Source organism: Paenibacillus sp. P36 (assembly GCF_045866505.1).
Classification (GTDB): Bacteria; Bacillota; Bacilli; order Paenibacillales; family NBRC-103111; genus Paenibacillus_E; species Paenibacillus_E chondroitinus.
On record NZ_AP038372.1, the window covers coordinates 8,460,614 to 8,476,357 of the forward strand.

The window sequence follows — 15,744 nt, forward strand, 5'->3', positions numbered from 1 at the left end:
TTACGACGCCCTCTCTTTCTTGCGTTTGCTATAGAACGGGATGAGCACCCATTTGACGATGCCTTGTGTGGCTACGAAGAAAATCACCGAGCCGATAACGATGCGGATAATTTCCGGCGGCACGTCGGCCCCGAAGCTCATTCCCGCCGATCCGTAGGATAATCCGCCGAACAGCGCGGCCCCTAGGACAATCCCGAGCGGATTGTTAGCGCCCAGCAAGGATACTGCAATCCCATCAAAGCCGTAACCAGGCGAAGCTGCCGCAACGACTTGATAATGAAACACACCGAGAATTTCAAATACGCCGCCAAGGCCGGCAAAAATACCCGAGATAAACATCGCTTTCACAATGTTGCGATTCACGTTCATGCCCGCATACTTCGCAGCATCAATATTATGGCCTACGGCACGCAGCTCGTAACCTTGTCTTGTTTTCCAAAGAATGATATAGAAGACGATGGCCGCGAGGATCGCAATCACGGTGCCCCAGTGAATCCTGGCATGGTTCATTAGTTCCGACAACCAAGTAATGCTAAGCGAAGCCGAGTCCTGAATCATATAAGAACGCTGCTGCTTCGGCTCCAATAAGAATGTATTCACGATATAGTTCGACAGGAATAACGCGATCCAATTGAGCATGATCGTTGTGATTACCTCGTTAACTCCGCGTTTTGCTTTCAAGTAACCCGCAATAGCTCCCCAGAGTCCGCCAACAAGCGCTCCGACGATAACGGCCAACGGCGCATGAATAATCCATGGAAGACCTGTCACTTTCACACCGATAAAAGTAGCCCCCGTCATTCCCATGACGAACTGCCCCTCAGCTCCGATGTTGAATAGGCCTGTCCGGAATGCAAATGCAACGGATAACCCCGTCAAAATCAAAGGCGTGATCGCACGAATCGATTCCCCGATGTCATACGAATTTCCGAAAACACGGGCAAATAACGCTCCGTAGGCAGCAATCGGATTATAGCCACCTGCCAGCATGACGAGCGCTCCGAATAACAGCCCGAGCACAATCGCCACGATGGGATTCACCGCAGATTCACTTGTAAAAATACGAGCAACCTTATTCATGAGCAGCTCCTTTCCCTGTGCGCTTACTGCCAGCCATCAGAAGTCCGATCTCTTGATCGTTCGTCTCTTGCGGCAGCACTTCTCCCACAATCTGTCCTTCGTAAATAACGGCAATACGGTCCGATACGTTCATAATTTCATCCAACTCAAAAGAAATCAACAAAACCGCTTTGCCCTTGTTGCGCTGCTCGATCAGTTGACGATGCACGAATTCAATCGCCCCTACGTCTAATCCGCGCGTTGGTTGAGCAGCAATGAGCAGGTCCGGATTCTTGTGTATTTCCCTGGCAATAATTGCTTTCTGTTGGTTTCCTCCCGACAAAGAGCGAGCCTTATTATAAATGCTTGGCGTCCTTACGTCGAACTGCTTGATCAGAGCCTCCGCATGGCGGTCTATCGCTTCATAATTGAGGAAACCCGCTTTGTTATAGGCAGGATGGAAATAAGTTTCCAACACCATGTTCTCACTCATGGAGAAATCAAGCACGAGTCCATGCTTATGCCTGTCCTCCGGTATATGCGACAAACCTGCCTCCGAGATCTCTCGCGGCGTATGGTTTGTAATATCGCTTCCGGTTAGCAATACCTGCCCGCTATCAATAGATCGCAGCCCTGTCAGCGCCTCGATCAATTCACTTTGGCCATTGCCGTCTACACCCGCGATACCCAGAATTTCTCCGGCTCTCACTTCGAAATTAAGTTCTTTCAATGCAGCCAGTCCCTGTTGATTCCGAACAACCAGGTTCTTAACCTGGAGAACAGGTTCCCCAAGCTTCACATCTTTTTTATCCACTTTAAAGGAGACATCGCGCCCGACCATTTTCTCAGCCAAAATTTGTGGATTCGCGTCTTTGCTTGCAATGGAATCGATCACTTTCCCGCGGCGAATGATGGTTACGGTATCAGCAATCTCCATGATTTCTTTCAGCTTATGTGTAATGAGAATGATGGATTTGCCCTCTTTCACAAGATTGCGCATAATGACCATCAATTCACTAATTTCTTGCGGCGTCAGTACAGCTGTTGGTTCGTCAAAAATGAGAATATCGGCGCCGCGATACAGCGTTTTCAATATTTCTACGCGTTGCTGCATGCCGACGGAAATATCTTCAATTCTTGCTTTTGGATCAACGCGAAGCCCATATTGCTCAGATAGCTTGCGCACCTTCTCTTGCGCTGTTCTAATATCGACATTAAGCCCTTTTTTCGGCTCCATGCCCAAAATAATGTTCTCCGTTACGGTAAACGGTTGTACAAGCTTAAAATGCTGATGCACCATCCCGATGCCCAGCTCAATCGCCCGATTCGGACTATCAATGGAAACCTCGTTGCCTTGCACTTTTATAAAACCCTCGTCCGGTTGATACAGCCCGAACAAAATATTCATCAATGTGGATTTACCCGCACCATTTTCGCCTAGCAAGGCATGGATTTCACCCTTCATCAGCTTCAAGCTGATCGCATCGTTCGCCACGATGCCCGGAAACCTCTTCGTAATGTTGTTAAGCTCAACAACAGGGACTATTTCACTCATCAGATCACCCTAAGGATCAATTTTTTTTAAAACCCTCAAAACTAAGAACAAGGCTAGTTATTGTAACTAGCCTTGTTTGAACAAAGGAAACCTATCGTTCGTAACCGCTATGCTTATTATACCCGTATTATGGAGTTTCTGGGACTTTAATTTCGCCGCTGATGATTTTTGCTTTGTACTCGTCAACTTTTTTCAAGATATCCGGAGTCACGTTTTTCTTGGAAGTTTCCGGAAGGCCTACACCGTCATCTTTCAGACCCAGTGTAACGTTTTTGCCGCCTTGGAATTTGTTGTCGATAACGTCTTTGGAAACACGAGCAACCGCGTTGTCAACACGTTTCAACATGGAAGTCAGTGTTACTTCATCGCCGAACTCAAGGGATTGGTCTTTATCTACACCGATAACCCAAACTTTTTTACCGTTTTTCGCACGGTCTTTTGCTTCGTTGAATACACCGTTACCTGTGGAACCAGCTGCGTGGAAAATGATGTCTGCGCCATCGTTGTAGATAGTTGCTGCCGCCGCTTTACCAAGGTCAGGTTTGTCGAACGCGCCTGTATAGTTGATTTGAATTTTCGCATTAGGGTTAACTGCTTTCACGCCGGCTACGAAACCAGCCTCAAAGCGTTTGATAACCGGGATGTCGATACCGCCAACGAAACCGATTTTGTTGGATTTTGTCGTAAGACCTGCAACCACACCTACAAGGTAAGAACCTTCTTGCTCGGAGAATGTTACGGATTCTACGTTTGGAGCTTCTACAACGTTATCAATAATCGCAAGTTTAGCATTCGGGTTTTGAGTTGCAACCGTTTTAAGCGCGTCACCCATCAAGAAGCCAATACCCCAAGTCAGGTTATAGCCGTCTTTTACGAATTGGTTCAAGTTCGGCGTGTAGTCCGCATCGCTTTTACTCTCTAGGTTCTTAACGTTTGCGCCAGTTGATTTCTTCAATTGTTGCAAACCTTCCCATGCGCTTTGGTTAAAAGATTTATCATTTACGCCACCAATGTCTGTGACCATGCCGATTTTGAAATCTTTACCGCTGTTGTTGCTTGGTGCTGCGGATGCTGCGCTACTTGCTGCTGGTGAAGCGGAAGCGGCCGGTTTGGTTTCTTCTTTTTTGGCACCGCAACCTGTCAAAGCAACTGCGGACACAGTGACAGCCATTAGCGCTGTTGTGAATACTTTTTTCATCATCTTTACCCCCAAAAATAAATTTAAAATTGTACCTTAAATCCCACATTCTAGGTTGACCAGAATCAGTTAAAATATGTATGTCTGATCATAGACCGAGTGTATCACTTCGGTACTTCAGTGAAAAGCAATCCTACGGCAAATGATCATAATTCGTGATGTTAACCAAGTTGACATGGTCTTTTTGTGTAGCCCCACAATATAGGTTTTAAGCCCCAATTATTTATTATACTACCGCCGGTCAATAAAATCTAGATGACCAATTTTAATTTTTTTTGGTCATCAATGTGAGGAATTGTCCCGAGGATAGCGGACTGCTGAACAGTTTTCCTTGCACCTCCGTACATTGCAGAAATTTCAAGTATTCGAATTGCTCTTCCGTTTCGACACCTTTCGCAATTAACTTCAATCCTAATCGGTGGGCCATCCGAACGATAGCAGCTGCAAGCAGTTGATTCTCGTCATCATCGACTAGGTCTCTGATCAGCGTGCTGTCCAGCTTCACACTATCCAGCGGCATACCCTCCAGCCCGCTTCGTGTAAAAAGCCCCGTACACAAGTCATCCATGGCAATGCGTACGCCTAGCCTTTTCAGCATCGTCAGCTTCTTGCTAGCTTCCTGCACGTTGGAAGACGTGATGCTTTCCGTAAGGTCCAGCTCGACCAACCTGGGATCGATACCTGTTTCTTGCAGTACATCAGCTATATGTGCAATAAAATGATCATCTTTGAACTGCGAAGATTTAATGGTGAACGTCATTCTGAGCGGTTCTTGCCCAGCGTTCTGCCAGTCCCTCATCTGCCGGCATGCAGCCTGAAACGCCCACTTGCCAATAGGGACCATGAATCCCAGTTCATCGGCTGCCTTCCGCCAATCCATGAGCTTGCTCAGCTGCTTGGACCCCTTCTCCCAGTGGAGGCTGACCTCCGTACCGATGAGCTTACGGCCTGCGATTTCATATTGCGGCTGATACCGTAATTCGAACTGTTCCTGCTCCAGAGCCAAGCGCAGCTCATTCTCCATGTGAGCTTTACTCTTCACCATCGTATCAATATCTGAGGCATAAAATTGGAAGCGGTTATTCTCATGGTTTTTGGCCTCGTACATCGCTTCATCCGCACGCTGAAGAAGCTGTTCGGGCTTAGTCCCATCGAGCGGATATAACGCAATCCCCATACTAGCGGTTATCGTAACGGTTTTTCCATCCAGGATAAAAGGTTCATCCAGCACATTTTGAATGCGTATAGCCACTGCTCTGACGTCTTCCGGCTTGGTAAAAGATTCAAGCAAAATAATAAACTCGTCGCCGCCCTGCCGATACACCGTATCAGAACCACGCAGACAACCTAACAATCTCTCCGCAGCCAAACGAATGAGCTGATCGCCAGAGGCATGGCCGTAAGAATCATTAATCTCTTTGAATCTGTCCATGTCGAGAAATACAACTGCCGCAAGCTGGTCATAACGCTGAGCATGAAGAAGCACACGCTTTAAGCGATCCTCGAACAGCCGTCGATTTGGCAAGCCCGTTAATGTATCATGGTAGGCCAAGTAAGCCAGCTGCTTACTCTTTTCCTCCTGTTCGATGCTGTTAAGCCGCAAGTAACGGATGCGAATGGCAAAAAAGAAGCAAATGAGTGCTTGAATGAGGACGAACAAGATCATCTTCGGGGTAAATGTAAAAGAAGCAGCAGCAAGTAGATTAGCCGTCAGCAGAAAGAAACCAAGGATGCCCACATAGCGCAGCTCCTGATCTTTCATCTGTTGAATCCACTTTATAAAAAGGCTTCTCATTCGTGGGGAACCTCCATTCCGGTCATCAAAAAAGGCTATTCCATTTGGAATAGCCGTAGGCGTACCTGTATCGGTAAACTGCTCCTCTCGGCAGCCCAGCCGTCATCGTTGCGGCGGCAACCTAAGACCCGGAGCTTTGCGTCCTTACCTTTCGGCAAGTTTGCCTTTTACAATATTCAGGTAAACAAAGAAAAAGCAGGACTATTTAACTATATCATAATTTTTTCTACTCTGCCTATTTTTAGTTAAATTAGCAAATTGAAAAGTTTAGGATCTTTATTGATCTCGATGTAATCATAGTCCTTGCGGGACAAACGCTCAATAAGGCCCTCATAATCATCTTTATTTTTCAACTCGATGCCGACTAGTGCTGGAGCATCATCCCGATTATTCTTTTTCGTATACTCAAATCGGGTAATATCGTCGGTCGGCCCCAAAACTTCCTCCAGGAATTCACGCAAAGCGCCTGCACGCTGAGGAAAATTAAGAATGAAATAGTGTTTCAAGCCCTCGTACACTAGCGATCTTTCTTTGATTTGCTGCATCCGGTCTATGTCATTATTACCACCGCTGATGATGCAAACTACGTTTTTGCCGCGAATTTGATCTCGGTAAGCATCAAGCGCCGCAACAGGCAGAGCCCCTGCAGGCTCGATCACGATGGCGTTGTTGTTGTAAAGCTCCAGGATCGTCGTGCATTCCTTGCCTGAAGGAATAACAACGATATCGTCCAGCTTTTCTTTGCAAATATCAAAGGTAAGCTCGCCTACCTGCTTCACAGCTGCACCGTCTACAAATTTCTCAATCGTAGACAAGGTTACGACTTTGCCTTGCTTGAGCGACTCCTGCATACTTGCAGCGCCCTCTGGCTCAACGCCAATAATCTTGGTACGCGGAGAAACGCTGTCCACATAAGTCGCCACACCGGCTACAAGACCGCCGCCGCCGATAGTTGCAAAGATAAAGTCCGGCGTATCGGACATCTGATTCATGATTTCCAGACCGACAGTCCCTTGTCCCGCGATCGTACGAATATCATCGAAGGGGTGAATAAACACCTTGTTCTCTTTGGCGCAGTAGGCCTTGGCGTGATTGGAGGAATCATCGAAAGAATCCCCTGTCAGAATGACTTCTACAAAAGAGCCGCCAAATAATTTCACCTGCGAAATTTTTTGCCTAGGCGTCGTCGTTGGCATGAAGATTTTCCCTTCAATCCCTAACTGCTTACAGGAGTAAGCAACGCCTTGCGCGTGATTGCCGGCGCTTGCGCACACGACTCCCGCTTCGCGTTCTTCCGGCGTCAAGCTTTGGATCACATTGTACGCTCCGCGAATTTTAAAAGAACGAACGACCTGCATATCTTCACGTTTCAAATAAACGTTACATTCATACAAGTTAGAGAGCAGCTCATTGCGTTGCAGAGGCGATGGTTCGATCACCTTGCTGAGCACATGATTGGCCCTAATAATTTCTTCCAAACCTACTTTTCCGGAAACAACCATTTTCTCTTACTTCCTTTCTCTCCAATATGCGTAATAAATTTTAAAGATTATTGTAGCATACTGAGGAGCGCCTGTAAGAAAATATTATTGGAACATTTTATGAATGCTAATGTTTCACTCCAAAATATGGCGGGTATTAACTAGCAAGATACTTATAAGGGAGTGATTGCTATGTCGACACAGCCACGTAATATTGACATTGAAGAACGCCATGTGGAGAAAAAATCGGATTCCAGCTTAGTAGCCTCCACCTTCATCAAGTATGCTGCTTACATTATTATCATCTTCGGAGTTCTATATTTCTTAGTTCATTATGTATTTCCAATGTTTTAGAACATGAATAAGCGCGTGAAGAAAGGGCTATCTTGCGGGTCTATGACCTGTAAGATAGCCTTTTTTCAGTGTACACGTTAATGGCCACGCGAATCTCGCATCATTGGGGAACTGAGGTGACACGAGATTCATATGCCTTTCATCCGTCTTCTTGCCCGCTTCCTAGTAGTAATAACGTGGCTGGTCCTGCAGTTCCGCCCGTTTCTGCAAGAAGCGGTAAAACGCGCTTGCTGCTTGAGCCCTTGACACTTCTTGTTGCGGCGCAAACTTGCCGTCGTTGAGGGACATAATGTTAAGCCCTACCACAATCGCAGCGGTACCTACTTGCTTAACTTCAGCGGCATCCGCGAATTGGCTGTTGAACACGCCGTCGAATTTCGCTAGGTTTTTGTACCCAAGTGCCTTAACGATCAATTGTGCCATTTCTTCGCGACTTAGCGTAGCCTCTGGGTTGAAATCAGCGCCAACGTCCAGCAAACCGCGGTCAACCGCATTTTCGACATAGGCAAAATAAGGGGAAGCGTTGCTCACATCCGCAAAGGAAGCTTTGCGATCCGCTCCATAATAGATGCCGCCGTTCCCGCCATTCATCGCGATAACCAGCATTTTAACCAGCTCGCCCCGCTTAATCAATTGATCAGGATTAACCTTGCCATCCTGCACATCAAGCGCTTGATAGTCCAGCATCAGCTGAAGCTCGTTCTTAGCCCAGTGGTTGTCAATGTCACTGACAGTCACTTTATCCAGGGACATAACCTCACCTGTTTGGCTGTTTCTCCATTGTCCAGTTTGCGCATCAAGCAGGAAGGGTTCCCGGTTGAGTTTTGGAATAAGCGTGTAGACAAGCTTGGCTTCTAATTTCTCATTTGCGTTGGTGACTGCTGCAGTTGGAGGAATTTCTCCCGCAGCGATCATCAGGTTGTATTTCTCAATTGGCATTACGCCATTGGATCCGCCATATTCGAGCACATAGTTCAGTTTAATATCGAACTGGGAAAGCCACAGTTCCTTGGCCTTGTCGAGCGCCAGAATCTCCGGTTTTTGCTTCGGATAAGGCATGTCACTGAGTCCGAATTGATAGTTCATAATTTGGCCCGTCACGCGGTCGATGCTGATGGTTACACCCTCACCACCTGCACTGACACCATCAATGACGCGATTAAAGCGAATATCCCAATTCCGCATATGCTTCAGCTGCTCTTCCGAGTAATCCTTGGCGGATGGCTGGCTGAGCACCAACTGGTCCGTGTAGGAAGGAATCTGCGTTTTCACGAAATCTACGCTTTTGGTAACAGCATCCTCTAAGGAAACCTTACCTTCAATGTCCTTATTGTTATCAGGGCTGTACGGCACATAGCTGTTAAAATTGGTGATTTCTCCGGTTTTGCTGTTTACATTGGCCCAGACTCCGCTTCCGGCAATCTTGCCAGTCGGGTCCTTCTCAGAAACGGTGTTCCAGCTTAAGTTCCAATTCGAGTTGGTTTCCCCGGTTTCAGGGTTCGTCCCTTCATTGTAGGTAGCCTCTTGGAGCTTGTAGTCCGAGGAAAGATTGAACACCGTAATGACTTTCTTCACGGCTTCCTCCTTCGTCAGGTTCAAAGCAGCCGTCGGACGTTCAGCCAGCGGTTTGTCCGTTAAAGGCTTGGAATCTTCCGTACGCGGAACCGGATTCCATACTTCACCGGTTAGCGCATTCAGCGAAAACGCTCCCATCATGTAAGAAATAATCGGTAGTTTTTTGCCTTTAGTACCATATGGAATCTGATAGAGTAGCGAAAGATCCGCTTTGTCATGGAATAATTGAGCAGCTTTTTCTTTCGTAACAGGCCCGGTATTCGCTTGGAAGGTAACGTCATCAGACCAATTGTAATTATAATTCGTAACTAGGCCATCGCCGTTCACACTTACTGAGATACCATTCGCAGTAAAAGGAACACCGTCAACCGAACGATCGAAGCGGATGTTGTACTGATAATTCCCGTTCAACGGTGTGCGGAACGCTTTCTCTTCCGAATCGTCGTACAGCAGCTCTTTCTGCTTGTCTGGATTCACTTTAGCAATAAAGGCGGAAGCGACATCTTTGGCTGCAGCGAAGTCAACCTTCGGCGGATACGCCGGTTTATGATCCGGATCATTGTCATTCATTGAATAAGCCGTCAGCGTTCCATCCAGGCCATTAATCGATACGTTCAAATAACCGTAGGTCTGATCTTTTACCTTTTTCACATAATTAATGTTCCATGTCGGGATATTTCTGCCATTTGAGCCATAGTAAGCATTTAAGCTAATCGATTGAAAGTTGAAGCCTTCAGGCAGCGTGATATACGCTTTGGCCCGCTCTATCGCTTGTTCTTTCGTAATTTTGGCATCTAACATCTTGCTGTCGACGACGCCGGGATAGGCAGGCACTGCAATGGCTTTACTGTCTACACTTACTTCACTGGCCCAAACGGCTGGAGCAGCCGTGAGCAACAAACTTGAAGCTAGTACTAACGTTCCTGCTTGTTTGACTAATTTCAAAGTCCTCTTCCTCCTTTAGGAATTAAAAATTACCATAATAACCCTTGACGCTGGAGAGAAAGAAAAAGTTGCTTTAAACCTACAAAAAAAATTTAAAAATAAAAAACACATCTCCAAGCCCCTAGCAAAGAGGCATGAACATGTGCTGCTGGTTTAACTGCCGTTAGGCATCTTGCTCGTTTTGGCGTTTTCTTGGCTAAGGGTGTGCATGAGATCTTTCATTTCACCTTGCGTCAAATCGCGCCATTTGCCTACCTTTAAGCTCCCCAGATGAATATGCATAATCCGAACGCGCTGCAGGCGCACCACCCGATACCCGAACGCTTCGCACATCCGACGAATTTGCCGATTAAGTCCCTGCGTCAGGATGATGCGAAAAACGCGATCGCCCACTGGATAAATTTCGCATGGCTTCGTTACCGTGCCCAGAATGCGCACTCCGCTAGCCATCCCCTTGAGGAACATCGGCGTAATTGGCCGGTTCACCGTCACGATGTACTCTTTGTCATGATTATTTTCTGCACGCAAAATCTGGTTCACAATGTCTCCGTTATTCGTTAAAAGAATGAGACCTTCCGAATCCTTATCCAGTCTGCCGATCGGGAAAATACGTTCCGAATGCCCCACAAAGTCAACAATGTTGCCTCTGATATGAGCTTCCGTCGTACTCGTGATCCCTACTGGTTTATTGAGCGCAATATAGACATGTTCCTTCTTCTCGCCAATCGGTTTGCCATCGATTCGAACTTCATCGCCAGGACCTACAACGCTTCCAAGTCCGGCAACCTCGCCGTTGATCGTGACACGTTTCGCTTCTACCCACTTGTCCGCTTCCCGCCTGGAGCAAACCCCTGTCTCGCTAATAAATTTATTGATTCTCATGCTTGGGAAATCCCTTCTATGCCGTAATCCTATTTTTCTGATATCCCCTATTATGATGGATTCCCCAAGTTCGTTCAAGTCAGGTGTCAAATGGCAAAAAGAAAATCGCCCTTCATCCTGTGAACGGGAGCGATCTACCAATGATCTATTTTTTCGGCATAGCGCGAACGATACGCACCAATTTGCGTTGTGCCACCGTCAATGGCCGGGTATAAGCATAGTTGCCTTTCGGCGAAGGGTTAATGGCCGCACCGCTTTTGAAAGTGCCTGTTCCCGCAAGAACGGCTACTCGAATATTGAATGTATTCATTACGCTAGCAATCGGTGTCGAGATAGAACGAGGACCGCTACCTGCGAAGTTCAAAGCCGCTGCAAATTGTCCTCTCATCCATACAGACCCGGAGTCGCCAGGCAGAGAGATGTTCGTAGGAGCCGTGAGGATCGTCTGATTACGGAACTGCAGCGTAGCGCCCCCCAACTCAGGATAAGGTCCGATATTAATTTGTACGCCTATACTCTCCACCGTGCCGATAACAAACCCTGTGGTACGTCCTGATTTAAAGAAACGGTCTCCCACACGGTAGCTGAGCAAATGACCTTGTGGATTCACGAATTGCCCTGTATTACTGACCAAATATCTCGGAGTGAGCAAACTGTTGTTAAAAGGTATCGCCGTAGCAGCATCCATGAAGTTCGGTCCTGTTAGATTAAAAGGAACAAACCGGAATGCCGTACCGACACGGTCTGTTACATTTACGCCTCCGTCGAGGTTCCCCGGTTGTACAATATTCGCGCCGAATCTGTTCGCTTCAATAAGCACATGGTTGTTGCTCAGCATCAGCAGTTGGCCATTCTGAATGACGATCAGACCGCAAGTCCCTGTCCCCCGATTCTCTCGGCCAATGCTAACGCCGCCCGGAACGGGACGATGTTTGCCGCGGAATTGCGTGGCTCTGAAACGCTTCACCGGAGCTTTCACAGACCGGCTCATCTTCTTCGGTGCCGCTACGGAGTTAGGCCTGAAGGGAGCTCCAGCAATATAACGGACAGGGATGCTAGTGCCGACAACTTTTGCGATGCTTTTACCGATTGCTGTCGTAACCGCGCCTTTACGCGTGTACACGATAATTGCCGCACCGCTTCCAGGTTTATCCGGGTCGGCATAACCAACACCAGTACCCAGAACACCCGGCATTTGCAGCGTTGCGAAAAGCCTGTCATTTTGCCTTAAAGCCTCATAAAAAGTCGCCATGTGCATTCTCCTTTGTAAGGGGATGCATTCAACTTATGCTAGTCTATGTGAGTTTGTCTCCTCTACGAACCTATTTTCAAATAAATAGATGAATCACTCTGAGACGCCTGTAACAGGAGCATTTCTCTAAGACAAACAAGAAGCGTATAATAGAATTCACAACGTTTGAACCATGGAGGCTAGTCATGCATTTTCTTCTATTAGGAGCAACAGGAAGAGTCGGAACTCGCGTTTTAGAGCGAGCTTTGGCAGATAATCATAAAGTAACGGCATTGGTACGCAATCCGCAAAAGGTCAACCAGCGCTCTGAACAGCTTACCTTGCTGCAAGGTGACGCCTGCCATCCCGGTGACATTCGTCGCTCCTTGGAGAGTATAGACGTTGTCATCAGCTGTCTCAATACCGATGGCGGTACGGTGCTGACAGAGTCCACACCTCTTCTCATCGAGGCTATGAAGGCACAAGGTGTAAGCCGGATCGTCACCATCGGCACAGCCGGCATCCTGCAAAGCCAAGAGCACCCCGGCCTGCTGCGCTACGAGACGCCGGACACAAGGCGTTCCTCTACGCGAGCCGCTGAGGAGCATCGCAAGGCCTGGGAGCTGCTGCAGGCCTCCGGACTCTCTTGGACAGTCGTCTGCCCAACCTACCTGCCAGACGGCGAGGCGCTCGGCACCTACCGTGTCGCGCGCGAATTCCTGCCGGAGGATGGCAAGTCGATCTCCGTGGGCGATACGGCGGCTTTTACCTACAGCGTTGCGTGTTCGCAAGAGTATGTTGGTTGTCGCGTAGGACTGGCCTACTAACGGAAAAGAGGCTTTCAGGACATGGCTCTTCAGATTAACTGGAAATGCTACAACTATTTTGAGGAGAAACACTGCTATTGCATCATTAAAATGGATGTTCTCCTGTTAATAGGGATGATCGTGCTTGGTAGCAGGGTTGATGGAGCAGATTAACGGGAGCTTCTCCTGCAAAGTTACTCTTTATGGCAGTTCCCGCTTAAAATAGCTGGAGAATTTCCATTTAAGTTGAACCAACTTAGTGGGACCCGTTCCTTCGGTGCACGAAGTAAAGAGGCTTTCCCAAAGTCATCCAATGACCAAGGGAGAGCCTCTTTTGCCTTTTAATAACGTCATCTTCTTTCTTTGGCCAAAGCAGCAATGTTCAGCCATGAGATTACGATACCGACAATGCGGAACACGTACCCCGCAACCGGGATAAAGCTCAAAAATGCCATAATGATGTTAATGACTGTCTTTGTCGTCGTTCCATTATGGGTGAGGATCGCAAAGACCAAGTTCACAAACACGAGCGGAATTACCCAAGTGTACGACCACAGGTAAACGAATGGGATCAAGCCTAGCAAATATCCCACAGCGATCGCGATTTCCGACAGCAGCTGAAGCAAATTCAGTAAGCGAAGTGTATCTGGACGCATACAACCCCTCCATTTCAGTGAGGAAATGATTTATTGCTGTTATTGTAGCATAGGCGGCACAAAAAAACCGCCCAGGCAGCATGGCCTGACGGTTTTTTCTCGTTTGCGCCTAAAAAGCCGCCTACAAGCTGCTCCGCACCCTGTCCTCGTCGGCCGCTGCCGTCTCCGGATGTCCCTGCTGCAGCTGGTACATCTGGTAGTACCGCCCGAGGTGCGCCATCAGCTCCTCGTGGTTGCCGCGCTCGACGATTTCGCCATGGTCGAGCACCAGAATTTGGTCGGCGTTTTTGATCGTCGACAGTCTGTGGGCAATGATGAAGGTGGTCCGCCCCTTCGACAGCACCTCGAGCGCCGCCTGGATGACGGCCTCGGTCTCCGTGTCGATGGAGGCCGTCGCCTCATCGAGGATCAGGATCGCCGGATCGAACGCCAGCGCCCGAGCGAAAGAGATCAGCTGCCGCTGCCCGGCCGACAGCGTGCTGCCCTTCTCGATCACGGGCTCGTCGATGCCGTGCGGCAGACTTTGAAACATAGCCGCTGCGCCGACCTCACGCAGCGCCGCCTCGACCCGTTCCCGGGTGATGGACGGATCATCCAACGATACGTTGGATGCGATCGTCCCTGTGAACAGGAACGGATCTTGCAGGACGATGCCCATATGCTGCCTAAGCAGCTGTTTGGGCATCTCGCGCACATCGCGGCCGTCGACCGTGATACGGCCCTTGTTCACATCGTAGAAGCGGAACAGCAGATTCAAGATGGAGCTTTTGCCTGAGCCGGTGTGCCCGACAAGCGCAACGGTTTGCCCTTGTTTGGCCTCGAACGTGATGTCCTTCAGCACGTCTTCGCCTTCTTTGTAAGCAAAACGAACATGCTCGAACTTCACGTTGCCCAGATAACGCTCCGATTTCTCAGTCGCCACAGGAATGCCCTGCTCATCCAGCAGTTCAAATACACGATCGGCCGATACAATGGCTCGTTCCAGGTTCGGCAGCTGATTCACGATCCCTACCATGGGGTGGAACATCCGGTTCAAGTAATCAACGAATGCGTATAGCACACCAACCGTAATTAACGAATGCAAGGAACTTCCCCCGACGTACCAGATGAGACCGAAAAAGAACAAATTCCGCACAACGTTCATCAGGTTATGGGAGGTCAGCGAGTTCAGGCTGAGCAATTTATTTTGATAATGCGTGTATTCCTCGTTCAATTGCTCGAATTCTTCCGTCGTTTCCTTTTGTCTGCGGAAAGCTTGAATGATCGTCATGCCTTGAATCGCCTCATTGATCATGCCGTTAATAGAACCGATCCGTTCACGAATCTCATGATTATAGTGCGAGGCATATTTACGGTAAACGATAATCCACACATAAAGCAGAGGAAGCACCGGCAGCGTGAATAAAGCCAAACGATAGTCCAGTATGAACAAAGCTACAATAATACCAACGATATAAATCGCCCCTGTAAAAAAGTTCGCCAACACCTGAACGTACAGATCTTTGACAGACTCCGTGTCGTTGGTGATCCGTGAAACAATTTTACCTGCAGGCTGATTGTCAAAATAATTGATCGGCAGCCGCTGAATTTGCGCAAACACATCGCTCCGCATGCGCTGAATGATCCGATTCGCCGCGGACTGCAGCAGATACCGCTGACCATAGGTAAAACCGGCGCCAATGAGAATTAACACGAAGTAGACACCAGCCAGCTTCATCAAACTGAAAAATTCAGGCTCATAAAACGTATAAAGTTCCTGAATACTGAGCTTTTTAGCCGGATACTCCGCTTGGTCTGCTCCCTGCGTAATCGTCAACTTCCCATCTTCCGTCAACTTACGGACGCCGTCAAAGACGAGCGCTTGGTCCACCCACACAAACTGGGTGCCCACCTGGAGAATCCGAATTTCATGCCCCTTCGGCTCCCCTTCCGCAAAATGATCGCTCCGTTTATAAAAACCTCCGTTCATCGGAACTGCGTTTTCTGTTTTCGTTGCCGATGTGGTCTCGAACCACGGCTTCTCAATGCCGAGAATGTGCGTGTCGATCATCTTCTTGGCGATGAACGGACCTGCCAGCTCCGTCGCAACGGCGACAGATAAGCATAACAGCGCGATCAGCAGAGGTTTTTTAAACAATGCTGCATATTGAAATAATCGCTTGCTTGTATGTTTCATTAGGGTTTTCACCTTCTTTTCATGAGATCAT

Annotated in this window: 12 protein-coding genes and 1 riboswitch; of the genes, 2 read left to right on the top strand and 10 right to left on the bottom strand. The window is 48.1% G+C overall.

From position 1 onward, the window contains the following. The 5 genes from ACKTT9_RS37180 to ilvA form a co-directional block, all read right to left on the bottom strand. Complete coding sequence (locus tag ACKTT9_RS37180) at positions 1-1,080, bottom strand: ABC transporter permease (protein ID WP_157318301.1); 1,080 nt, start codon at positions 1,078-1,080, stop codon at positions 1-3. Then, on the bottom strand, positions 1,073-2,614 hold the full coding sequence (locus ACKTT9_RS37185) for an ABC transporter ATP-binding protein (RefSeq protein WP_407869889.1): 1,542 nt from the start codon (positions 2,612-2,614) through the stop codon (positions 1,073-1,075). Before ACKTT9_RS37185 ends, ACKTT9_RS37180 begins: the two co-directional genes overlap by 8 nt. 127 nt (positions 2,615-2,741) lie before the next feature. Then, positions 2,742-3,812 carry a BMP family protein gene (locus ACKTT9_RS37190; RefSeq protein WP_407873186.1) on the bottom strand — a complete coding sequence of 357 codons (1,071 nt, stop codon included), beginning with the start codon at positions 3,810-3,812 and terminating at the stop codon, positions 2,742-2,744. Positions 3,813-4,077: 265 nt separating this feature from the next. Further along, the gene (locus ACKTT9_RS37195; RefSeq protein ID WP_407869890.1) at positions 4,078-5,607 is read right to left on the bottom strand and encodes a putative bifunctional diguanylate cyclase/phosphodiesterase; all 1,530 of its coding nucleotides are present in this window, start codon (positions 5,605-5,607) and stop codon (positions 4,078-4,080) included. 86 nt (positions 5,608-5,693) lie between these two features. Further along, positions 5,694-5,782: riboswitch (cyclic di-GMP riboswitch) on the bottom strand. Positions 5,783-5,852: 70 nt separating this feature from the next. Then, positions 5,853-7,109 (bottom strand): threonine ammonia-lyase IlvA, encoded by a 1,257-nt coding sequence (ilvA, locus tag ACKTT9_RS37200; protein ID WP_315954518.1) that lies wholly within the window; start codon positions 7,107-7,109, stop codon positions 5,853-5,855. Between the two features lie 171 nt (positions 7,110-7,280). Here ilvA and ACKTT9_RS37205 point away from each other — a divergent pair, with 171 nt between their 5' ends. Beyond that, positions 7,281-7,442: a hypothetical protein gene (locus tag ACKTT9_RS37205; RefSeq protein ID WP_186456555.1), complete on the top strand. Its 162-nt coding sequence runs from the start codon at positions 7,281-7,283 to the stop codon at positions 7,440-7,442. A 162-nt stretch (positions 7,443-7,604) separates the two neighbouring features. Here ACKTT9_RS37205 and ACKTT9_RS37210 read toward each other — a convergent pair whose 3' ends face one another. The 3 genes from ACKTT9_RS37210 to ACKTT9_RS37220 all read right to left on the bottom strand — a co-directional run bounded on the left by ACKTT9_RS37210 (position 7,605) and on the right by ACKTT9_RS37220 (position 12,096). After that, entirely contained in the window at positions 7,605-9,962 is a 2,358-nt protein-coding gene (locus ACKTT9_RS37210; protein WP_407869891.1) for an S-layer homology domain-containing protein, read from the bottom strand. Between the two features lie 153 nt (positions 9,963-10,115). After that, the gene (gene rluF / locus ACKTT9_RS37215) at positions 10,116-10,844 is read right to left on the bottom strand and encodes a 23S rRNA pseudouridine(2604) synthase RluF (protein ID WP_407869892.1); all 729 of its coding nucleotides are present in this window, start codon (positions 10,842-10,844) and stop codon (positions 10,116-10,118) included. 145 nt (positions 10,845-10,989) lie between these two features. Further along, entirely contained in the window at positions 10,990-12,096 is a 1,107-nt protein-coding gene (locus ACKTT9_RS37220) for a hypothetical protein (RefSeq protein ID WP_407869893.1), read from the bottom strand. Positions 12,097-12,281: 185 nt separating this feature from the next. Here ACKTT9_RS37220 and ACKTT9_RS37225 point away from each other — a divergent pair, with 185 nt between their 5' ends. Further along, on the top strand, positions 12,282-12,902 hold the full coding sequence (locus ACKTT9_RS37225; RefSeq protein WP_407869894.1) for an NAD(P)-dependent oxidoreductase: 621 nt from the start codon (positions 12,282-12,284) through the stop codon (positions 12,900-12,902). Between the two features lie 329 nt (positions 12,903-13,231). On the opposite strand, the gene ACKTT9_RS37230 is transcribed toward ACKTT9_RS37225, so the two are convergent. Together ACKTT9_RS37230 and ACKTT9_RS37235 are read right to left on the bottom strand one after the other, a co-directional pair. Further along, positions 13,232-13,537: a hypothetical protein gene (locus ACKTT9_RS37230; RefSeq protein WP_407869895.1), complete on the bottom strand. Its 306-nt coding sequence runs from the start codon at positions 13,535-13,537 to the stop codon at positions 13,232-13,234. Positions 13,538-13,658: 121 nt separating this feature from the next. Next, on the bottom strand, positions 13,659-15,713 hold the full coding sequence (locus tag ACKTT9_RS37235; RefSeq protein WP_407869896.1) for an ABC transporter ATP-binding protein: 2,055 nt from the start codon (positions 15,711-15,713) through the stop codon (positions 13,659-13,661). Positions 15,714-15,744: the final 31 nt, after the last annotated feature.

What these genes read in the sequence shown, in the direction of transcription:
- ACKTT9_RS37230 (WP_407869895.1), bottom strand. Translation starts at nt 13,537, where the DNA reads ATGCGTCCAGATACACTTCGCTTACTGAATTTGCTTCAGCTGCTGTCG.
- ACKTT9_RS37180 (WP_157318301.1), bottom strand. Translation starts at nt 1,080, where the DNA reads ATGAATAAGGTTGCTCGTATTTTTACAAGTGAATCTGCGGTGAATCCC.
- ACKTT9_RS37205 (WP_186456555.1), top strand. Translation starts at nt 7,281, where the DNA reads ATGTCGACACAGCCACGTAATATTGACATTGAAGAACGCCATGTGGAG.
- ACKTT9_RS37190 (WP_407873186.1), bottom strand. Translation starts at nt 3,812, where the DNA reads ATGAAAAAAGTATTCACAACAGCGCTAATGGCTGTCACTGTGTCCGCA.
- ACKTT9_RS37235 (WP_407869896.1), bottom strand. Translation starts at nt 15,713, where the DNA reads ATGAAACATACAAGCAAGCGATTATTTCAATATGCAGCATTGTTTAAA.
- rluF (WP_407869892.1), bottom strand. Translation starts at nt 10,844, where the DNA reads ATGAGAATCAATAAATTTATTAGCGAGACAGGGGTTTGCTCCAGGCGG.
- ACKTT9_RS37225 (WP_407869894.1), top strand. Translation starts at nt 12,282, where the DNA reads ATGCATTTTCTTCTATTAGGAGCAACAGGAAGAGTCGGAACTCGCGTT.
- ACKTT9_RS37220 (WP_407869893.1), bottom strand. Translation starts at nt 12,096, where the DNA reads ATGGCGACTTTTTATGAGGCTTTAAGGCAAAATGACAGGCTTTTCGCA.
- ilvA (WP_315954518.1), bottom strand. Translation starts at nt 7,109, where the DNA reads ATGGTTGTTTCCGGAAAAGTAGGTTTGGAAGAAATTATTAGGGCCAAT.
- ACKTT9_RS37185 (WP_407869889.1), bottom strand. Translation starts at nt 2,614, where the DNA reads ATGAGTGAAATAGTCCCTGTTGTTGAGCTTAACAACATTACGAAGAGG.
- ACKTT9_RS37195 (WP_407869890.1), bottom strand. Translation starts at nt 5,607, where the DNA reads ATGAGAAGCCTTTTTATAAAGTGGATTCAACAGATGAAAGATCAGGAG.